The 18,357-nt window shown below is 53.1% G+C and carries 19 protein-coding genes and 1 pseudogene; 8 read left to right on the top strand and 12 right to left on the bottom strand.

Translation table 11 applies throughout. The annotated features are described in order from the left end of the window. Positions 1-158 precede the first annotated feature (158 nt). Together ykgO and BM258_RS24505 are read right to left on the bottom strand one after the other, a co-directional pair. The gene (gene ykgO, locus BM258_RS16545) at positions 159-284 is read right to left on the bottom strand and encodes a type B 50S ribosomal protein L36 (protein ID WP_090074422.1); all 126 of its coding nucleotides are present in this window, start codon (positions 282-284) and stop codon (positions 159-161) included. Further along, on the bottom strand, positions 238-570 hold the full coding sequence (locus BM258_RS24505) for a hypothetical protein (RefSeq protein ID WP_175528121.1): 333 nt from the start codon (positions 568-570) through the stop codon (positions 238-240). Before BM258_RS24505 ends, ykgO begins: the two co-directional genes overlap by 47 nt. Before the next feature lie 115 nt (positions 571-685). Between BM258_RS24505 and BM258_RS16540 the strand changes: the two genes are divergently transcribed. Then, positions 686-1,000, top strand: a complete 315-nt coding sequence (locus BM258_RS16540) for a hypothetical protein (RefSeq protein ID WP_090074179.1) — start codon at positions 686-688, stop codon at positions 998-1,000. A gap of 219 nt (positions 1,001-1,219) precedes the next feature. Beyond that, on the top strand, positions 1,220-1,426 hold the full coding sequence (locus tag BM258_RS16535; protein ID WP_090074177.1) for a hypothetical protein: 207 nt from the start codon (positions 1,220-1,222) through the stop codon (positions 1,424-1,426). Between the two features lie 284 nt (positions 1,427-1,710). Here the strand turns inward: BM258_RS16535 and BM258_RS16530 are convergent, their stop codons facing one another. The 3 genes and pseudogenes from BM258_RS16530 to BM258_RS25100 all read right to left on the bottom strand — a co-directional run. Continuing rightward, complete coding sequence (locus tag BM258_RS16530; protein WP_090074176.1) at positions 1,711-3,054, bottom strand: ArsB/NhaD family transporter; 1,344 nt, start codon at positions 3,052-3,054, stop codon at positions 1,711-1,713. A gap of 92 nt (positions 3,055-3,146) precedes the next feature. After that, a complete protein-coding gene (locus BM258_RS16525) occupies positions 3,147-3,446 on the bottom strand; it encodes a CBS domain-containing protein (protein WP_244544749.1) in 300 nt (99 codons plus the stop codon). A gap of 9 nt (positions 3,447-3,455) precedes the next feature. Continuing rightward, positions 3,456-3,596, bottom strand: a pseudogene (locus BM258_RS25100) (CBS domain-containing protein); the annotation flags it as partial. 670 nt (positions 3,597-4,266) lie between these two features. Here BM258_RS25100 and kdsB point away from each other — a divergent pair. Both kdsB and BM258_RS16515 read left to right on the top strand, forming a co-directional pair. Beyond that, positions 4,267-5,049, top strand: a complete 783-nt coding sequence (kdsB, locus tag BM258_RS16520; RefSeq protein WP_090074172.1) for a 3-deoxy-manno-octulosonate cytidylyltransferase — start codon at positions 4,267-4,269, stop codon at positions 5,047-5,049. Between the two features lie 9 nt (positions 5,050-5,058). Beyond that, positions 5,059-5,673, top strand: a complete 615-nt coding sequence (locus BM258_RS16515; protein WP_090074171.1) for a phosphoglycerate mutase family protein — start codon at positions 5,059-5,061, stop codon at positions 5,671-5,673. Positions 5,674-5,728: 55 nt separating this feature from the next. On the opposite strand, the gene BM258_RS16510 is transcribed toward BM258_RS16515, so the two are convergent. After that, on the bottom strand, positions 5,729-6,115 hold the full coding sequence (locus BM258_RS16510) for a DUF302 domain-containing protein (RefSeq protein WP_090074169.1): 387 nt from the start codon (positions 6,113-6,115) through the stop codon (positions 5,729-5,731). 294 nt (positions 6,116-6,409) lie between these two features. Between BM258_RS16510 and BM258_RS16505 the strand changes: the two genes are divergently transcribed. Together BM258_RS16505 and BM258_RS16500 are read left to right on the top strand one after the other, a co-directional pair. Continuing rightward, complete coding sequence (locus BM258_RS16505) at positions 6,410-8,830, top strand: heavy metal translocating P-type ATPase (protein WP_090074168.1); 2,421 nt, start codon at positions 6,410-6,412, stop codon at positions 8,828-8,830. Between the two features lie 389 nt (positions 8,831-9,219). Beyond that, positions 9,220-9,924, top strand: coding sequence for a L,D-transpeptidase (locus BM258_RS16500; RefSeq protein WP_244544736.1), 705 nt, complete (start codon positions 9,220-9,222; stop codon positions 9,922-9,924). Positions 9,925-10,057: 133 nt separating this feature from the next. Here BM258_RS16500 and BM258_RS16495 read toward each other — a convergent pair whose 3' ends face one another. Then, positions 10,058-10,945, bottom strand: coding sequence for a LysR substrate-binding domain-containing protein (locus BM258_RS16495; RefSeq protein ID WP_090074166.1), 888 nt, complete (start codon positions 10,943-10,945; stop codon positions 10,058-10,060). Positions 10,946-11,052: 107 nt separating this feature from the next. On the opposite strand from BM258_RS16495, the gene BM258_RS16490 reads away from it, so the two are divergent. After that, entirely contained in the window at positions 11,053-12,084 is a 1,032-nt protein-coding gene (locus BM258_RS16490; RefSeq protein WP_090074164.1) for a YeiH family protein, read from the top strand. Between the two features lie 178 nt (positions 12,085-12,262). Here the strand turns inward: BM258_RS16490 and BM258_RS16485 are convergent, their stop codons facing one another. Then, positions 12,263-13,279, bottom strand: coding sequence for a zinc-binding alcohol dehydrogenase family protein (locus tag BM258_RS16485; protein ID WP_090074162.1), 1,017 nt, complete (start codon positions 13,277-13,279; stop codon positions 12,263-12,265). A 465-nt stretch (positions 13,280-13,744) separates the two neighbouring features. Between BM258_RS16485 and BM258_RS16475 the strand changes: the two genes are divergently transcribed. Further along, positions 13,745-14,473, top strand: a complete 729-nt coding sequence (locus BM258_RS16475; RefSeq protein WP_090074159.1) for a FadR/GntR family transcriptional regulator — start codon at positions 13,745-13,747, stop codon at positions 14,471-14,473. A 175-nt stretch (positions 14,474-14,648) separates the two neighbouring features. On the opposite strand, the gene BM258_RS16470 is transcribed toward BM258_RS16475, so the two are convergent. The 4 genes from BM258_RS16470 to BM258_RS16455 form a co-directional block, all read right to left on the bottom strand. Next, positions 14,649-15,932, bottom strand: a complete 1,284-nt coding sequence (locus BM258_RS16470; RefSeq protein WP_090074158.1) for a TRAP transporter large permease — start codon at positions 15,930-15,932, stop codon at positions 14,649-14,651. Further along, the gene (locus BM258_RS16465) at positions 15,929-16,426 is read right to left on the bottom strand and encodes a TRAP transporter small permease (RefSeq protein ID WP_090074156.1); all 498 of its coding nucleotides are present in this window, start codon (positions 16,424-16,426) and stop codon (positions 15,929-15,931) included. The genes BM258_RS16470 and BM258_RS16465 overlap by 4 nt, the downstream gene beginning before the upstream one ends. An 80-nt stretch (positions 16,427-16,506) precedes the next feature. Continuing rightward, entirely contained in the window at positions 16,507-17,481 is a 975-nt protein-coding gene (locus BM258_RS16460; protein WP_090074154.1) for a C4-dicarboxylate TRAP transporter substrate-binding protein, read from the bottom strand. 416 nt (positions 17,482-17,897) lie between these two features. After that, positions 17,898-18,357, bottom strand: a 460-nt coding sequence (locus tag BM258_RS16455) for a mannitol dehydrogenase family protein (protein WP_210186785.1), incomplete at its 5' end; no start/stop codon positions are given.

The following is an 18,357-nucleotide window of genomic DNA, read 5'->3' as shown; positions in this document are numbered from 1 at the left end:
TAAACGTATCGTGAAAGTATTTGTTACTTCAGTTCAAAACCTTCAATTGAAACCAATTTAGACACGAAGCCACTCATTTGAACGCAACAAAAAACGCGCCTGAGATAATATCTCAAGCGCGTTTGTTGTTTCGTCAACCAAAAGTGGCCCGACGTCTATTAGCCCTGACGAGCCTTAAAACGTGGATTTCTTTTGTTGATGATGTAAACACGACCCTTGCGGCGAACCATGCGGTTATCACGGTGACGCTTGGCAAGTGCTTTCAGTGAATTCTTGATTTTCATTGTCCCAAGCCTCGGCCAAAATCTGCGAAACAAAAAGCGCGCCGAGGCGCGCAAATTCGAGCGGAAAATACGGTTCCTGCCTGCCATTGTCAACCGGGAAAACGACTCCTGTGACTGGAATCCCGCGATTCCTCTGAATTTTCCAAATCCGCTGTATAATTTCGCCCCAAATAAAAGAAAAAGCGGTCGAAAGCCAGCAAAGATCAAAAAATTCGGGAGCGAATAGCCCACACCATAAAGCAAAGGTTGCAGATTCTTCGCCCTCTCCTTGCACAGATTCGGACACCGTCCACAAAACCCCTCTTGTTTACAAAGAATGCCGCTTGGATCACTTTTAAGCTCGACAGAAACTATTGCACCATTATAGCTTCTTCTGAATAGTCTTGTGGGGAGGATTGATTATGCCATTCGAAAAGTCCGGGGATCTCAACTGGCATCACAAGGAGATTGTTCTCCTTGATCTCAAATGGGTTAGCAAAACCATTGTTGTTCATGTGGAAATGAACCAATTCGGCGATCAGGATCATCAGGGCCACGCTCCAACCATCATTCTCACCCGTGAGAGCAACGGGCGCAAGGAAGATGTACTGATGGTATCAGGCCGGGCTCATGGCCATGCCCTTGTCAGCCTCGATCAGCAAGACCGTCTTGTGGCAAGGATCAACCAGTCCAATCCGCATTCGGCAGGGACTGTCAAATGGCAAATCGTCTGCTAAAGGGACAAGCGCCCTTTCCAACCATGAAACAGCCATATCGTCTCAATAAACAGCCCATTTATCTGCGCGCAATCTTGTCGTGGCAAAACAACCAGACAAAACTTTTAGTTGAAATTATCCGCAACACCTCTGGACAAAAGCCCATCTTTCCTTAGGATGCTTAGCGCAAGAGGAGCTTGCTCCTGATCTGATTACTATTTCAAGAACGAGGCCTGACCATTGCGAGATGAAGCCACCCAACACCCGAGCGCTCTTGAAGGCAAGCGCCTCACCGAAGCTTTCTTCCATGGTGACCTCGACAAATGCATGCAGTTGATCATGCAAAAGGCATCGCAGCAAGGCTACAGCTTTTCCTGCGAAACGAAGGCCCATGCAATCGCGCATCTGTCCCTTCACGCGACGACCAATAGCAACACAGCTTCCTGATCGCTCCAGCAGCATCACAACATCATTACACATGGCAGCCCTCTGACAACGTACCAGACCTTTCGGACAATCCCTCAGGCGCCCTGCTGAAGCACAGTTGTGCGCGCTTATGCGCAATCCTGCGGCACTCTGTTGCCCCGAGGCTCACCAACGCCTGCCTTTGGATTGACTGTGCAGAAGACTGACAGCCATCGCCAGACAAGCCAGCACAAAGAAAAACCCCGCCGCCGAACCATCGGCGACAGGGTTGTAAACGCTATGTGCTTTCTGCTCTGGCCAGTCTATCAGAAATAGACGAAATAGGCGAAGATAGCAGATAGGAAAGTTGTGAAGAGCATCAGCGGGAAAGCCAGCTTCATGAAGTCCATGAAGGAGATGCGCTGTCCTGCACGCTCTGCAAAACTGGCCACCATGACGTTGGCGCTGGCACCGATCAGAGTGCCGTTACCACCAAGACATGCACCAAGCGATAGACACCACCACAGCGGCTCAATCGCCTGAGGCCCACCAAGATCGGCCTGCATGGCCTTGATCAACGGGATCATCGTGGCAACGAACGGGATGTTATCAACGATCGCCGAAAGGACAGCCGATGCGCCCAGAATGATCATGCCAGCCAGCTCGATATTCGTGCCGGTCAGACCAAGAAGTTTCTCGGCCATGATCTTCAGAAGACCAGTCTGCTCGACACCGGAAACCAGAACGAACAGCCCAAGGAAGAAGAAAATGGTTTCCCATTCGACCTGCTGGAAAGCACTGTGAACATGATGAGACTGTTCTTCAGGCTTGCCACCAAAGCTGTGCAGCAGCAACAGGAAGGCTGCGCCCGTCAGAGCAATGGTGCCCGGTTCCCAGCCCTGTCCATGCCCCCAGATGAAACCAGCCAGAACGAGGGCAAGAGTGAAGAGGGATTTGACCAGAAGCACCTTGTCTTCGATGGCTTCGAAGGCGTTATATTTCATCATTGCTTCTTTGTCTTCTTCACTCGCGGTCAACTTGCGACCCCAGATAAAATCAAAGAAGAAAAGGCAGAAGATCAAAATGATCAGGGCAATCGGGCCAACCCATTCAACGAAATCCATGAAGCCAAGGCCCACAGCGGAGCCAATCAGGATGTTCGGCGGGTCACCGATAAGGGTTGCCGTACCACCGATGTTGGAAGCAAAAATCTGCGAAAACAGAAACGGATAGGCCTTCAGATTGAGCTGATCAGTCAACAGGAGCGTAACCGGAACCACCAACAGAACCGTTGTCACGTTATCCAGAAGAGCAGAGAATACAGCCGTCACGATGGCCAGAGCGGCCAGAAGCTTACGCGGGTTCGCCTTCACTGCCTTCGCGGTATAAATGGCGACAAACTGGAAGACCCCGGAATCCTTGGTGATTGCGACAATCACCATCATGCCCGTAAGCAGGAAGATCGTATTGAAATCGATGCCTTCAATGACCAACTCGAAGTTCAGAACACCGAGCAGAACCAGCAACCCCGCCCCCAAAAGGGACACAATGGCGCGGTTGATCTTTTCTGAAATAATGAAGAAGTAGGCAGCAATCAGAATTACCGTTGCCACAACGAGAGGCGACCATCCGAAGACAGCGCTCGTGGCGATTCCACTGGCATGTTCCATAGATAAACTAAGGCTCTTCTCACTAACTATGGATGTGTGCAGTCCGTAACGCACACACCCCATAGAGGGTTATCTACTGCGCTGAGCCCTGTTTAACGTGATGAATACTCGTCACGTTCCAATTCGGCAATGGCGGACTGCTCCGTCACGATGCCAAGGAACCTGTTTGTACCATTCTCCACGACCGGCAGCGGACTGCCGTGTTTGGCCAGCTTGCGAATGCCCTCCCAGACCGAAAGGTCGGGGCTGAGGACAATGGGATCCCGGTTCATGGCGTCTGTCAGCGACTGGGCCTTGATACTACGCAAGCGACGCGCAATATCCGGCTTGGCACCACGCACGAAACCGAGACGTTGGAGCCCGGACGGCATCCTGACGGAGACGGGAAGCATTTGTTTCAAAAGCGACTCGAACCCAAACATTCCCAAAAGAATGTTATTTTCATCAAGAACCGGGGCCGTTCTTATCTGCCGTGTTTCGAGGACCTTCATAGCTTCCTCGACAGTTTGATCGGGGGTCAAACTAACAACTTTATCGACCATTGCGTCTATGCAGGGCACGGTAAACCTCCCTATGCTCTCTGGCGGTTTGAACGACCGCAAATTTGGATGGGTATAGACTATACCCGAAATTTGCGACATCCAAGAACAATGCGTTGTGTCGCCAACAGCAGGCTTGAAAAACAAATCTTAGCCTGGCTGCTACCCGATCTTCACAGCTCACGGAAGCGGACCTTATGTCCCTTCAACCAATTCCACAAGTTGTCTCTAAGGCGCAGCTCTCGTAACACTAAAGTTGCAGACCAACAAGCGCTCCGCAGCAGACAACCAGGGTTTCCAACAAGTCAGACTATACAACTATAGCTCAATTGTTAGGTGCGAGCGTCTTATAGACGGAGTGGTCCGAAAGCGCAATCTTTGGATCTGGGTATTTTTACTGAAACCGTTCTGCGTACGAGCCGATGTGGACAGTATTGGCCATGCGACGATATTTGTGACAGCTTTCTTTCACACCAAACGAATGAAACAAAAAGAGAATCGCTTCTTTGCTCGCATCCCTCATTCTCGGGAAGTCGGAGTGTGTGACCTGTGAGCAAACACCCAGATCGCCGTTTATCCATAGGAAAACCTGAAAATCGGACCACCTCTTCTTTCTTCTTATAAGGATGCTGGGCTAACAAGGGCAGGATAGTTTCTCTTGAGGAGGTCCGCCATGTCCGTTGCGATCGTCATTCCAGCCCGGTACGGCTCAAGCCGTCTGCCCGGCAAGCCAATGTTGCCGATTTTGGGAACCAGCATGCTTGAGCGGGTCTGGCGAATCGCTGGCGCGACCAGTGGCTGCTCCCGAATCGTTATCAGCACAGAAGATCAGAGAATCGTCGATCATGCCAAAAGCTTTGGTGCGGAGGCCGTTCTTACGTCGGATAGCTGCCGCAACGGTTCCGAGCGCGCTCATGCGACCATCAAGGCGGCCAACATCACCGAAGATGCCATCATCAACTTTCAGGGCGATGCGGTTCTGACCCCTCCATGGGTCATTCAGGCCATGATTGACGAGTTCGAGAAGTCACAGGATCCGTTTGATATCGTAACGCCCGCTACCGAAATGTCTGAAGCAGCGATTGAGATCCTGACGGAAAGCAAAAAGGTCAATCCAGCCAGCGGCACCACCGTCGTATTCAACAAGCAGCATAACGCGCTTTATTTCTCCAAGAACATCCTGCCCTTCGCCAGAAGCAAGGGCTTTTCGCCGACCTATCGTCATATCGGCCTTTATGGCTATCGCAAGGCCTCGCTTGAGCGCTATGTCGGGCTGGAGCCTTCTCCGCTGGAATTGACCGAAGGTCTGGAACAGTTGCGCGCGCTGGAATATGGCATGACGGTCCGCGTCGTCATCGTAGACTATCGCAACCGCACCCATGCTTCGGTGGACGCCAAGGAAGACATCGCCATCGCCGAAGAAATCATCAGCCGCGAAGGCGAACTGGTTCTATAGGAGGCTCCCATGAAGCTCATTCTGGTAAGGCATGGCAACACCTTCGCAAAAGGCGACAAGGTGGTCTGGGTTGGCGCCCGCAGCGATCTGCCCCTGGTGGAAAAGGGCAAAGAACAGGCCCAAGCCGTTGGCGAAGCGCTCAAAGAGAGCGGCATAACAGCGGATGTGATTTATTGCGGCCCGCTCAAGCGTACGGTACAAACCGCAGAAGTCGCCCTCGCGACAGCCGGTTGGAACGGCGTCGAGATGACTGTCAGCGATGCCTTGCGGGAAATCGACTACGGCCTCTGGGAAGCCCGATCCAATGATGATATCCGTGCGGACTATGGCGACAAAGATATCGATGGTTGGCAGCAGCAGAGCATCTGGCCGGATGGCTACGATTGGTCACCGGATCCGCAAACCATTATTTCCAGCTGGAATGCCATGATGACAGAGATAGAAGAGACCTTCGGAGAAGATGCCACAGCCGTCATCGTGACCAGCAATGGCATCCTGAGAATCGTGGCGCCGCAATTCGGCATTGCCGCCAGCGAGGCCAAGGTAGGCACTGGGTCTCTCTGCCTTGTTGACAATGGTGTCGTAAAGATCTGGAACGCCAAGAGCCTTTCGGCGTCCGAATAGATCCAAACTCTAGCCTCTTTGCAAAGGCGAGAAGCTGTCAGCGCTCTCTACGCCCTTACAAATCAACGATCACTTCAGTGAGCAGATTTTTGACATCCGTGGCAATCCCCATGAGGGCAGGATTCTCAACAGCACTCATGGATGCCAGCGGATCAATTGCGCTGACCTCTGTGCCATTTTCAACCGTCCTCAGAATAACGTTACATGGCAGCATGGCGCCAATCTTGGGTTCTGCCATCATGGCCTTGTGTGCCATTTCCGGCTTGCAAGCACCTAAAATCTTGTAGGGCGCAACATCCTCACCGAGTTTTTTCTTCAGCGTTTCCTTGACGTTGATTTCCGTCAGCACACCAAACCCCTTGGCAGCGAGCGCTTCACGCACGCGTGGTTCGGCCTCTTCCACTGTCACGCCTGCCAACACTTTATCGATTGTGTAATTCATAGCATTTCTCCCCTTTCATGACGCCTGATGTGGGGGCGATGTCCCCGGTCATCAAGGAACCAAACACCCAAACAGCGGCAAGAACAAGACAGGACCGGCCCGATTTTTGGCTGATATGCCTGCGTCCTTAGACGAGAAAAAAGTCTTACGCAGACAAAATCAGGAACAAAATCCCGCCCCCACCATTGACCTTCCAGTTGGTGGAAGCCCCATCTAGAATGCAACAACAAGAGCAATGAAACGCCCTCGTTCACCGCATAAGCAAATTGAAAGAACAAATGACAGGAGGCGTTTATGTCCAGTCATACGCACGAACACCATAATCACTCTCATCATGACCATGATGGAAAGCATAACGACCATAGCCACCATGCTCATGACCATCACGATCATCATCATGGGCAGCAGCCCCCTGCCGAGCCGGGTGCCAAGACTGCAACCGACCCAGTATGCGGAATGAGTGTGACGGTCAAGCAAGACACACGCTCGGAGCAGTATGACGGCGAAATCTACTATTTTTGCTCCGATGGCTGTCAGAGCAAGTTCCACGACGATCCCTATTTCTACGCCTCGGGCAATGCCAAAAAAGCCAACCAGCAGACCCAGCCGGGAACGCAATGGACCTGCCCCATGCATCCGGAAATCATCCGCGATGAGCCTGGCTCCTGCCCCAAATGCGGCATGGCCTTGGAACCCACAGTACCTTCTGATGAGCCCTCTGAAGAGCTGGTTGACTTCACCCGTCGCCTCTGGATCAGTGTGGGCGCAGCAATCCCCTTGATGATCCTGACCATGGGCGGCATGATCGGCCTGCCGGTGCGCGATTGGCTGGGCCATCAGCTGTCCGCCTATATCGAATTTGTCATCGCAACCCCCATCGTGCTCTGGGCAGCCCAACCATTCTTCAAGCGCGGCTTGGAGTCGATCAAGAATGTCTCGCCCAATATGTGGACGCTGATTTCTCTGGGCGTGGGCGCAGCCTATATCTACTCGCTCTTCGCAACCTTCCTGCCCGATATCTTTCCCGAACAATATCAAAGCGCGGAAGGCGTCGGCACCTATTTCGAGGCTTCCGTTGTCATTATCGCGCTGATCTTTGTGGGTCAGGTGCTCGAATTGCGTGCCCGCGAGCGCACGGGAGACGCCATCAGGGCTCTGCTTGATCTAGCCCCCAAAACCGCCCGCCGCATCCTGCCCGATGGCAGCGAATATGATGCACCGCTTGAGAATGTGCTCGAAGGCGATCTGCTGCGTGTCCGTCCCGGCGATAGCATCCCCGTGGATGGCGAAGTAACCGAGGGGCACTCCTCCGTTGACGAAAGCATGATCACCGGCGAACCGGTCCCGATCGAGAAAAACGAAGGCGACGCAGTCACAGGCGGCACCATCAACAAGAACGGATCTCTGGCAATCAAGGCCACCCATATCGGCTCGGAGACGGTGCTATCCCAGATCGTGGGCATGGTCTCCAGTGCGCGGCAATCCCGCGCGCCCATTCAGGGGTTGGCCGACAAGGTTTCATCCATCTTCGTGCCTGCCGTGGTCGCAGCCTCCCTTCTGGCCTTCGTCGTCTGGCTCATCTTTGGCCCCGAACCGGCGCTCGCCTTTGCCATCGCATCGGCAGTCTCCGTTCTGATCGTGGCCTGCCCATGCGCTCTGGGTCTGGCAACACCTATTTCCATCACCACGGCAGCAGGACGCGGCGCTCAGGCTGGCGTACTGATCAAGGATGCCGAAGCGCTGGAGCGCATGGCCCGTGTGGATACCGTGATTGTTGACAAGACCGGCACGCTCACCGAAGGCAAACCCAAGCTCACAGACGTGATTGCGCTCGGCGACAGACAAGAGGCCGATATTCTGGCCATTGCAGCGGCCCTTGAGCGCGGGTCCGAACACCCGCTTGCCGAAGCAATCGTCAGCGGTGCCCGGGAAAGAGACGCCGAGCGTCTGGACTCATCCGACTTTGAAGCCATGACCGGCAAGGGCGTCAAAGGCAAGGTGCAAGGAAAGCACGTCTCCCTTGGCAACATTGCGATGCTGGAAGAGCTATCAATCAGCGCTGATGAAGCGCAGGAACAGGCAGCAAGCCTTCAGGAAGAGGGCAAGACCGCCATGTTCATTGCTATCGATGGCAACCTGGCTGGCATGGTTGCCGTTGCCGACCCCATCAAGGAAACCACGCAGCAGGCAATCTCGGATCTGCATGATCTCGGCCTGACCGTCATCATGGCCACAGGCGACAATGAACGCACAGCCAAGGCCGTTGCTGGCAAGCTTGGCATTGATCAGGTGCGGGCTGGAGTTCTGCCGGAAGACAAGAAGGCACTGGTTGAAGAGCTGCATGCCAATGGCGCTTATGTGGCCATGGCTGGCGACGGAGTGAACGACGCCCCTGCCCTTGCCGCAGCCGATGTAGGCATCGCCATGGGAACAGGTGCGGACGTCGCCATGGAGAGCGCTGGTATCACGCTACTGAGCGGTGATCTGGCTGGCATTGTCAGAGCCCGCAAACTGGCCACCAAGACGCTGCGCAATATCAAGCAGAATCTGTTCTTTGCCTTCGTCTACAACTCCGCAGGCGTACCGGTAGCGGCAGGCATTCTCTATCCAGTCTTTGGCCTGTTGCTCTCGCCCATGTTTGCCGCAGCAGCCATGAGCTTGTCGTCCGTATCGGTCATCGCCAACGCCCTGCGGCTCAGGCAAGCCAAGCTATGAAACAGAAAAGGAAAAATGAGAAAATAAAACTATGCATGATCAATACCGCCTCGCGATTTTGTGACCGCTACAGTCATGATTTTATGGCACTATCACCTCAAACTGAAAATCGGTTCGCAAGAGGTGCGTAAAACCAGAAGCAATCAACCTTGCCACCGGAGAAACACGAACCACACATTCAAGAGCCCACCGCACACTTTGTTTGATTGAACGGATTTCCTTTTCGCAAGACAAGACTGTTTTCAAGAAATAGTCTGGAACACCTTTTGGCCACCATTTCCTCATACCGGAAAGCGGCGACTGACCATGTGTTGCTGACTGATTCTAAATAAGACGGATTTTCTTCAAGCAAAAAGCTCTAAGACCCGGTTCGAAATGAGTTAAATGAAATGATAAAAGAAAAACAAACCCCGCCATCTCATGCCTCCGAACAGGGGATGACCTCTCGCCGCCAGTTTCTGGGAGGCAGTGCCATTTTGGCCGCAGGGCTTCTAAGCGCCTGTAGCCCGCGCACACGCAAACCGCTCTCCCCTCCGGGTCTTGAACGCCCCTACAGCGCCATGTATGGCCCATTGCCAGATGAGCGCTTTCCTTTGCCTGCCGTTGACTTGCGTAAGTTAGACAAGGCATTTCTGCGCCGCGAAGTCTTTTATCCTACCAGCGAAAAGGTCGGCACGCTGGTGGTGGATACCAGCAACTATTATCTCTATCTGGTGCAGGAAAATGGCACAGCGATGCGCTATGGCGTCGGTCTGGGACGGGCTGGCTTCGAATGGTCGGGTCGTGCCACGGTTGCCCGCAAGGCCGTCTGGCCAAAATGGACGCCACCCGACGAAATGATCGAACGGCAGCCAGAGTTGGAAAAATGGAGCTGGAGAAATGGCGGCATGCCTCCGGGACCGACCAACCCGCTTGGCGCCCGTGCGCTCTATATCTATCAGGATGGCCGCGACACGCTCTATCGCCTGCACGGCACCGCAGAAACATGGTCTATCGGCCGCGCCGTATCATCCGGCTGCGTGCGCCTGCTCAACCACGATATCATCGATCTGCACAGACGGGTTCCCACCCCGTCCCCGATTGTGGTTCTGTAGGGATACCCTCAACGCAATAGTGAGAGATCGGGCAAACATGTCCGATCTTGCTTCCCTCATCGCTTTCCCCAAAACAAACCAACGACCAGATCCGGCAGGCGCCCAAGCTGATCAGGCCTACCCGCAGGTGCCCCTAGAGCGCCTGATGGCACAGTTGCAAAAACTCATGTGCCGCCGGACTGAGAGCTCTTTCCTTGTGACTGAGCGCCATGAAATCCCGCGGTGGAAACGGAACATCGGCAAAGGTAATCTGACCGGTTGCCACAAGCGGTCCGGCTGCCATTCTGGAAACCGCTCCCGCATAGTCGCTTCCCACCAAGGCAGACAACACCGCCTCGTTGCTTGGGAATTCCAGAGCAATGTTGATTGCTTCAGGGGACACACCAAGACTGCTCATCGCCGTTTCAAAGGTGGATCGCGTACCGGATCCCTGCTCGCGCATAACCCACAGCGTGCGCTTGATCAGCCCCAGCCAGTCCTGCTCAACCGCAATGGCCAACGGATGGCCCGGCGCGACCACAATGGCAATTTCATCGTCTGCCAGCTTGGCTGAGCGCAAAAGGGGCGCATCGATATCCCCTTCGATGAAGCCGATTTCCGCCTGTCCCTCTTCGATCGCGCGGGTGACAGTTTGCGTATTACCCACGGTCAGGCGAAGGTCAATGGCTGGATAAAGATCATGAAAATGCACCATGCGAGAGGGCAACCAATAGCTGGCGATCGTCTGGCTGGCATGGATATGCAGCACGCCGCGCTTCAATCCGCCAAGCTCGCTCAGCACCAACGCAGCAGCATTCGCCCGCGCCAACGTGGCCTTAGCCTCCTTGAGAAAAAGCCGCCCCGCCTCAGTGAGTTCAATGCCCCGCCCAACACGATTGAACAGTTTGACATTATGAAAGGCTTCCAATGCCTTGATAGAAGCGCTCACCGCCGATGGCGTGAGCCCAACCGCATCCGCTGCGCGCGTAATATGCTGTCGCTCGGCCACGGCGACAAAAATCGTGAGTTGCTCAAGAGTCATCAAACCATCCAATTCTATTACATGGAATATACTATATTATTCGATATTTTTGAATGATATTTTGTGAGATGGTGCCGCGAATTTTCAAGACTTCCAAAGAGATAACAATGCGAATCTGGCACTATACTCAATCCATTCTCCCCGGCTTCTTCCTGTGTTGCTTCATCACGCTTTTGGCCTATGGGGTCGAATGGGTAGAAATCCAGCTTACCGGCCACCGCTTCATGGACGCTCTGGTATTTTCCATCATACTGGGCACAGCGGTCCACTCCATTCTAGGCCTCAATCCGATTTTCAAAAAGGGCGTCAACTTTTCGGCCAAATACCTGCTAGAGCTCGCCATCGTACTGTTGGGGGCGTCCGTCAGTCTGACCATCATCCAGACGCTCGGTCCACTTTTGCTGCTGGTAGTCATCGTGATTGTGACAATCGCCATCATCACCAGCTACACCGTTGGCAGACTGTTGGGATTACCCGAAAAGCAAGCGCTTCTGGTGGCCTGCGGCAACTCGATTTGCGGCAACTCCGCCATTGTCGCCGTCGCCCCCGTCATCGAGGCGGATTCCGACGACATTGCATCCGCCATCGCCTTCTCGGCAACGCTGGGCATCATCGTGGTACTGGCTTTGCCCGCCTTTGCCAATGCCTTCGCCATCGATCCACATCGCTTCGGTATCTTCGCTGGCATGACCGTTTATGCAGTGCCGCAAGTGCTGGCGGCGACCGCTCCGGTCAGCACCATCAGCGTTCATTATGGAACGCTGGTCAAGCTCATGCGCGTATTAATGCTTGGACCGGTCATTCTGGTACTGGGCTTCCGTACCGGGCGCAAAGCCGAACTGGCCGCCGAAAGAAGCACTGGAAAAAGCCTTAAATTCCGGCAACTGGTGCCGTGGTTCATCATCGGTTTTTTCCTGATGATTGCGCTTCAATCCTTGGGTGCGATACCGACTGCCGTGATGCCTCCCATCAAGGAAGTCACTACGCTGCTGACCATTCTTTCCATGGCCGGATTGGGATTGATGGTGGATGTAAAATCGGTCTTCGCCTCAAGCGGCCGCGTCTTGGCAACCGGCGCTCTGTCGATCCTGTTTCTGGGCGCTCTTGGCGCTTTAGCAATCGCTCTTCTGTCGCTTTGAAAAAGGCCCTGAGCGTCCACCACTCACAACACCAGGCCCCAAAAGCAAACCGGGCCCAAAATCAGGAGTTCAGCCTCGAGCCCAAAAAGAAAGGCGGATTGCATAGGAGCAACCCGCCTTTGGCAGTTTAAGTTCTTATCATTATTATATGCGGGGACCGTTACCGGCAGAACAGGCCTTAAAGCTCTACGACCAGCTTCAGAACATCATTCTTGTTGGCTTCCCAATATGGCAGCACGTCAGCGGCTTCGTCCATCGGGAAGGTCTTGGTGATCAAGGTATCCATCTTGTCGCCGATCTTCAGCAGAGCTTCGATGACGGCGTCAAAATCCGGGCGCATTGCGTTACGGGAGCCCATGATGTCCAGCTCTTTAAGGTTGAAGAACTTGGTTTCATAGGTAACAGGCGCCTTGGAATAACCAACATAAACCACGCGGCCAGCAAAGCAGGCAGCGTCAATGGCCGTAGTGAAGGTGATCGGCAGGCCAACGGCCTCAATCACGACATTGGCGCCATGATCATCGGTCAGTTCATTGACTTTCTTGACGAGCTCTTCGCCGCTGAGAGTCAGGAATTCGGTTGCGCCAACAAGCTTGGCGATTTCTTCCTTTTCTGGGCTCAGATCGACTGCAATCACGCGCGCACCACGTGCAGCAGCACCCATAATGGCGCCAACACCGATCATGCCGCAGCCCATGACAACAACTGTATCAGTTGCTTCTACACGTCCACGGGAAACCGCGTGGAAACCAACGGAAAGAGGCTCCACCAGAACCTGACGTTTCGGAGACAGGCTTTCATTCGGCACGACACAATCGGCACGAATAACCATTTTCTCACGCAGAGCACCGTCGCGCTGCACACCGAGCGTCTCGTTGTAACGGCAAGCATTCGGGCGACCTGCACGGCAGCTGCTGCAATGACCACAAGCAGAATATGGCCACAGGATTACGGACTGGCCGATCTTGATTTCGTCGCCAACATTGGCGCCCTTTTCTACTACAAAACCGGACGCTTCATGGCCCGGAATACGTGGCAGCTGAACCAGGGGGTTCTTGCCCATATAGGTGTTCAGGTCACTACCGCAAAAACCGACATAGGAGATATCGACAACAACGTCATCGGGTCCCATTGTCATCGGTTCAACGTCGCGAACCTCACTTTTTTCTGCGTCAACAATGCAAAGTGCTTTCATCACTCATCTCCTTAGCGAGCTTCTTTTTCAGAGCAGTCGCCTGCTCTGCTATTTCGGTTAGGATTTGCACGCCTGAGCGGGAGCCCTTCAGGGCCACCTTGATCATGGAGGGTAGATGGGAGGCCCCTCGTCTTGGGAGGCGTTTCAACTCTGGGTGCGCGTACCACCCAAAGCCTGGTCTCAACCGCTCAGGCATGTCGGGATATCCGAATTGTTAGTTTTCCGGACGTTTCTCTATATAGCTCCTATGTTTCTCTCCAAAAGCACGAAATTTTACGCATCTTTTGTAATATTTCGCCTAATTGATAGGATGTTTTATCGCATAATCATGGGATGATTGTCAAGATAAAGACAAAGCTTCGGCATGAAATCTGCAATATTTCACCAATTGATGGGATCATTGACTTATAGGGTCAAATTGATCATGTTACAGCTATTCAATTTTCAAATGAGGTACCCACGCACATGAGCAGCCCAAAGGTAGATCTGGCTATTTCATTGGTTCAGGATTTGATTCGATCTGGTAAAATCAAACCCGGAGATCGCCTTCCAAACGAAGCCGAGTTTTCTACGCAACTCGGCGTTTCGCGCAATTCCCTGCGTGAAGCAGTTCGTGCGATGAGCGCCATGAAGATACTTGAGGCCAGACAAGGGGATGGCACCTATGTCTCCGGCCTCGACCCCACCCAGATGATCGAAACATTGCGCTTCGCCGTGGACGTTTCCGGCCCTGAAGCCGTGCTGTGGTTCCTTGAAATTCGAATCTTGATGGAGCTTCACACCACAGCCATTGCCGCTGCGCGGCGCACCAAGGCAGATCTGGATCGACTGAAACAATGCCATCAGTCCATGCTGAATGCAGAGGACACGGATACCCTTCTCAAGAAGGACTCCGAGTTCCACCATATTATCGCGGAAACAACCCAGAACCCGATCATGATCTCGCTGCTTAATGTGGTCTCGGCCCCGGCCCTCAGGGCTCGTATATGGCGCAACCGCATGACCGACAGCGCAACCAACAACCTGCGTATTGAACATGAAGCTGTTTTGAACTGCATTGAAGCGCAGGATGTCGAGGGTGCAAAATACGCCATGTATGCCCATGTCAGCGGTGTTCAGACATGGGTGAAGGCACATCCTGATTTCTTCTTCAACGAGGAAGACCCGGTCGCCCCTTCAAACCCAGCCGAATAGTCACACCGCACCCTATCAGGGCGCGCGTTCGGCGCAGAGGCCGAATTCCAGTCGGGCCCCTCGTCATATCTGCGCCCTGCCTCAACGACCCCATTGCACAACAAACCATTGCGTAAGAAACAAAAAAAGCCCCGCAGTCAAACTGCGGGGCTTTTTGATTGTGTTGCTCAATCTCTTACTGGCTAAGATGCGGCAGCAGGAGAGAGATTTCCGGAATAAAGATCACCATACCGAGCGCCAGGAACAGGGCAATGTAGAAAGGTACGGCAGCCTTGGTAAAGCGCATTACGTCCACTTTGGCGAGCTGGGAAACAACCAGCATGACGGTCCCAACTGGCGGGGTCAGCGTACCGATCGACATGTTGAGGATCATGATGATACCGAAGTGAACCGGATCAATCCCCATGCTCATCAGGGTTGGCTTGAGCAGCGGCACCAGAATGATCATCAGCGCCGTTCCCTCGATCAACATGCCAAAGAACAGGAGAGCGATGTTGAGTGTGATCAGGAACAGATACTTGTTGGTGGTGAAGTTGGTGATCAGTTCTGCAAAGGCAATACCGGCTTTCTCGTTTGAGAAGATCCAGCCCAGCGCACCACTGGCCATGATGATCAACAGCACCGACGCAGTGGACTTACCTGCAGAATAGATGGAATTGAGAATGTCACCAAAGGTCATCGTACGGTGCAACAGCGTACCGATCAGGATGATGGCGAGCACCGCAACAGCACCTGCTTCGGTCGGCGTGAAGATGCCAAGACGGATGCCGCCGATGATCACGATGATCAGCAGAAAGGCTGGCCAGGACCGCAAGATAGTGATACCAGCTTCGCGTCTTGTCGGACGTTGCATGCTCTTGGGCAGATAGCCACGTTTGACCGATACAAAATAGGCGGTGACCATCAGCAGGAAGGCACAGAGCAACCCGGGCAGGATACCCGCCATGAACATGGACGCAACGGACACGTCAGCGATCAGCGCATAAATGATAAGCGCAATTCCGGGAGGAATGATCGGAGTGATCAGCGAGCCTGCTGCGGTAACAGCAGCAGAGAAACCGCGATCATATCCATGACGTTCCATTTCAGGAACCATCATGCGGGTCAGCATCGCACTATCGGCAAGGTTGGAAGCGGACAGACCGCCCAGAAGACTACTCACCAGGATATTGGTCAGAGCCAGACCACCACGAATGCGACCGACAAGCAGCAGGGCAACGTCGATGATGCGTTCAGCCACCCCAGAGTGCGCCATCAGCGTACCCAGCATGACAAAGAACGGAATTGCCAGAAGCGAGGTATTGAGCGCGGGCGCGATGAAACGCTGGATCGCAATTTCAGGCGGTGTGAAAGAGAAAAAGGTGAAGTAACACAGCACGGCCAAAAGAATGCCGAGATAAAGGCGCATGTTGAGCGCAAAGGCTACCAACATGAGAGGGATGATCCACAGCCAGGTCATGCTGCTTCTCCTTCCTTATTATGGTCTTGATGCTCGTGGTCCTCGTACCCGCGGATTTTCTTCACCATGTTGATGGCAACAAAAACTGCGGAACCAATCATGCCAACCGGCACAGCAATATCGATCCAGTACCAGGAAATTTTCAGAACGCCTGTCAGCTTGAATGCAACACGCTCAGCCAGGCTGTGTCCAAGGTAGGCGATGTAAAGCAGCAGTCCGATTGAAATCAGGGAGATCACAACCGAGCAGATCAGGCGTGTCTTCTCACCCATAAGATCGGTCAGAAATGCAATGGAAAGGTTCTCACGATCCCTTTCAGCACACATTGCACCAATCATAACCACCCAGATCATGGCAAGGCCGGAAGTTTCTTCCATCCACAAAATGGGGCTTTCCATCCAGTAACGCATGAAAACTGAATAGGAGGTTGCCAGGACCAGATAGGCAAGTGGTAGACCCAGCAGAATCGTGAAGATTCGACGCGTTATAGACATTGGAATTCCGTTTCAAGTCAAGGCGTTAGAGATGCCTGCCGCAGCGTCTGCGACAGGCAAGATCATTGTTCCGGAACCAGTTACTTCAGCTGTTCCTGAATTTTTTCATAGAGGCCATCGCTCCACTCTGGGAACTGGCTGTAAACGGCCATTGCCTTTTCACGGAAAGGAGCGGTTTCAGGATAGATAACCTCTACGCCGGCTTCCTTGAATTTTGCAATGAAGTCAGCTTCGCTTTCCTTTGCGAGCTGCTGGCTGAATACACCTGCGTCATACGCAGTTTCATGGATCAAATCCAGGTCTTTCTTGTCCAGTGTCTGGAAGAAGGCTTCACCACCGATGAACACGGAGGTGTTCGTCAGATAGTTGATCATGGAAAGATACTTGGCTTCTTCCTGGAACTTGGCGCCATAGATCACAGCAAGCGGGTTTTCAACACCATCGATGATGCCCTGAGACAGAGCGGTGTAAGCTTCGCCAAGAGGCATTGGGGTCGGCGTGCCACCCATTGCTTCGATAGCCTTGATCTGCATGACGTTGTTAGGTGTACGGATCTTTAGACCTTTGAGGTCTTCTGGCGTACGAACCGGTTTGTTGGCAATCAACTGACGAACACCATAGAGGTAGTTCTTCATGACCAGATGAACGCCTTTTTCATTCAGTTCTTTTTCTTTTTCCTTGAACCAGTCGCTCTCATAGATAGCGAAGAGTTTGGCTGGATCTTCGGTCAGATATGGGCCAAACAGAATGCCCAGATCAGGAACAAAGTCGGAAAGGAACCCAACGTCACTGATGGTGATGACGTTTGAGCCGAACATGGCCTGTTCGGTTACGTCCTGTTTGGAACCAAGCTGAGAGCTAGGATACAGTTCCAGTTTGATGGTCCCGTTGCTTTTTGCTTCCAGATCTTTGGCCCATTTATTGACAACAATGTCAAGAGGCTCGCCTGGGTTGTTTTCGTAAGCAACTTTAATGGTCACATCAGCCATTGCAGCGCCAACCATGGCAGTCAATGCAACAGCAGCTGCTACGGAATATTTGAGCAGAGTTTTCATAATCCCTCCCGTATATGGGTCCTGAAGTTAGCAAGATCTATCATGTGTAGATTTTTGCAGGGTGAGATGTGGGTAGACCTCCCTACCCGCCATTTCATCCCATGATTGACATAAAAACATACTTTATGTCAAGAAATAATCGGCCATTTTCCGCGTTCTTCGCAATATACATCCCATGTTTTGGAAATTTAGAATAATTATGAAAAATTTCAGAATTGAATTTTCATCTTGCCTTCCTGTGTCTCGATCAAAGGCAGCAAGAGGCACAGGCGCGCAACCTGTTATTTCCGTAGAATCAAGGTCATGACGCCTAAAAAAGAAGTCCGCCACCCGATCGGGCGCCAGACTCCAATAAGTTGAAACCGGAAACAGCTAGCTTGAGCCGTCATAACCCGGATCTTTGGAAGATGGGTGTGTTAAGCCCACTTGGACAGGTCATCAAGGCTGAAAGCACTCTCAGTCAGGAAAGCATAAGCTTCAGAGACGGCAGCGACGAGGGTGTCACTTGCCAGAGATTTCCCCCAGATGCTTTCTTCGCCGAGGTAAGCCTTGACCATTGCCTCAACACCTTGCGCTTCTTTCAGCGCACCGATTTCAGCCATCTTGGCGATCACGTCTTCTGCATCGCGTGGTGGCAATTCGGCACTGCCTTCAAAGGCACCGGTATAGAAAGCAAGCCAGGCTGCCAGCGACAGGCTCATGCAACGCGGCGCCTTGCCGGTTGCTGCCATGGCGCTTTCAAAGCGTGGCAAGTTGCGGGTATGGAACTTGGCCATACCATTCAGCGAGATATCGTACCAGCGATGCACGATGAACGGGTTGGCAAAACGACGCAGGACCTCGGCACTGAACTCGTTCAGTTCTTCGCGCGGCAGC

The sequence above is a fragment of the Cohaesibacter marisflavi genome (assembly GCF_900115225.1).
Classification (GTDB): Bacteria; Pseudomonadota; Alphaproteobacteria; order Rhizobiales; family Cohaesibacteraceae; genus Cohaesibacter; species Cohaesibacter marisflavi.
Note: the sequence above shows the minus strand (reverse complement) of the source record. Positions and strands in the feature narration are given on the sequence as shown.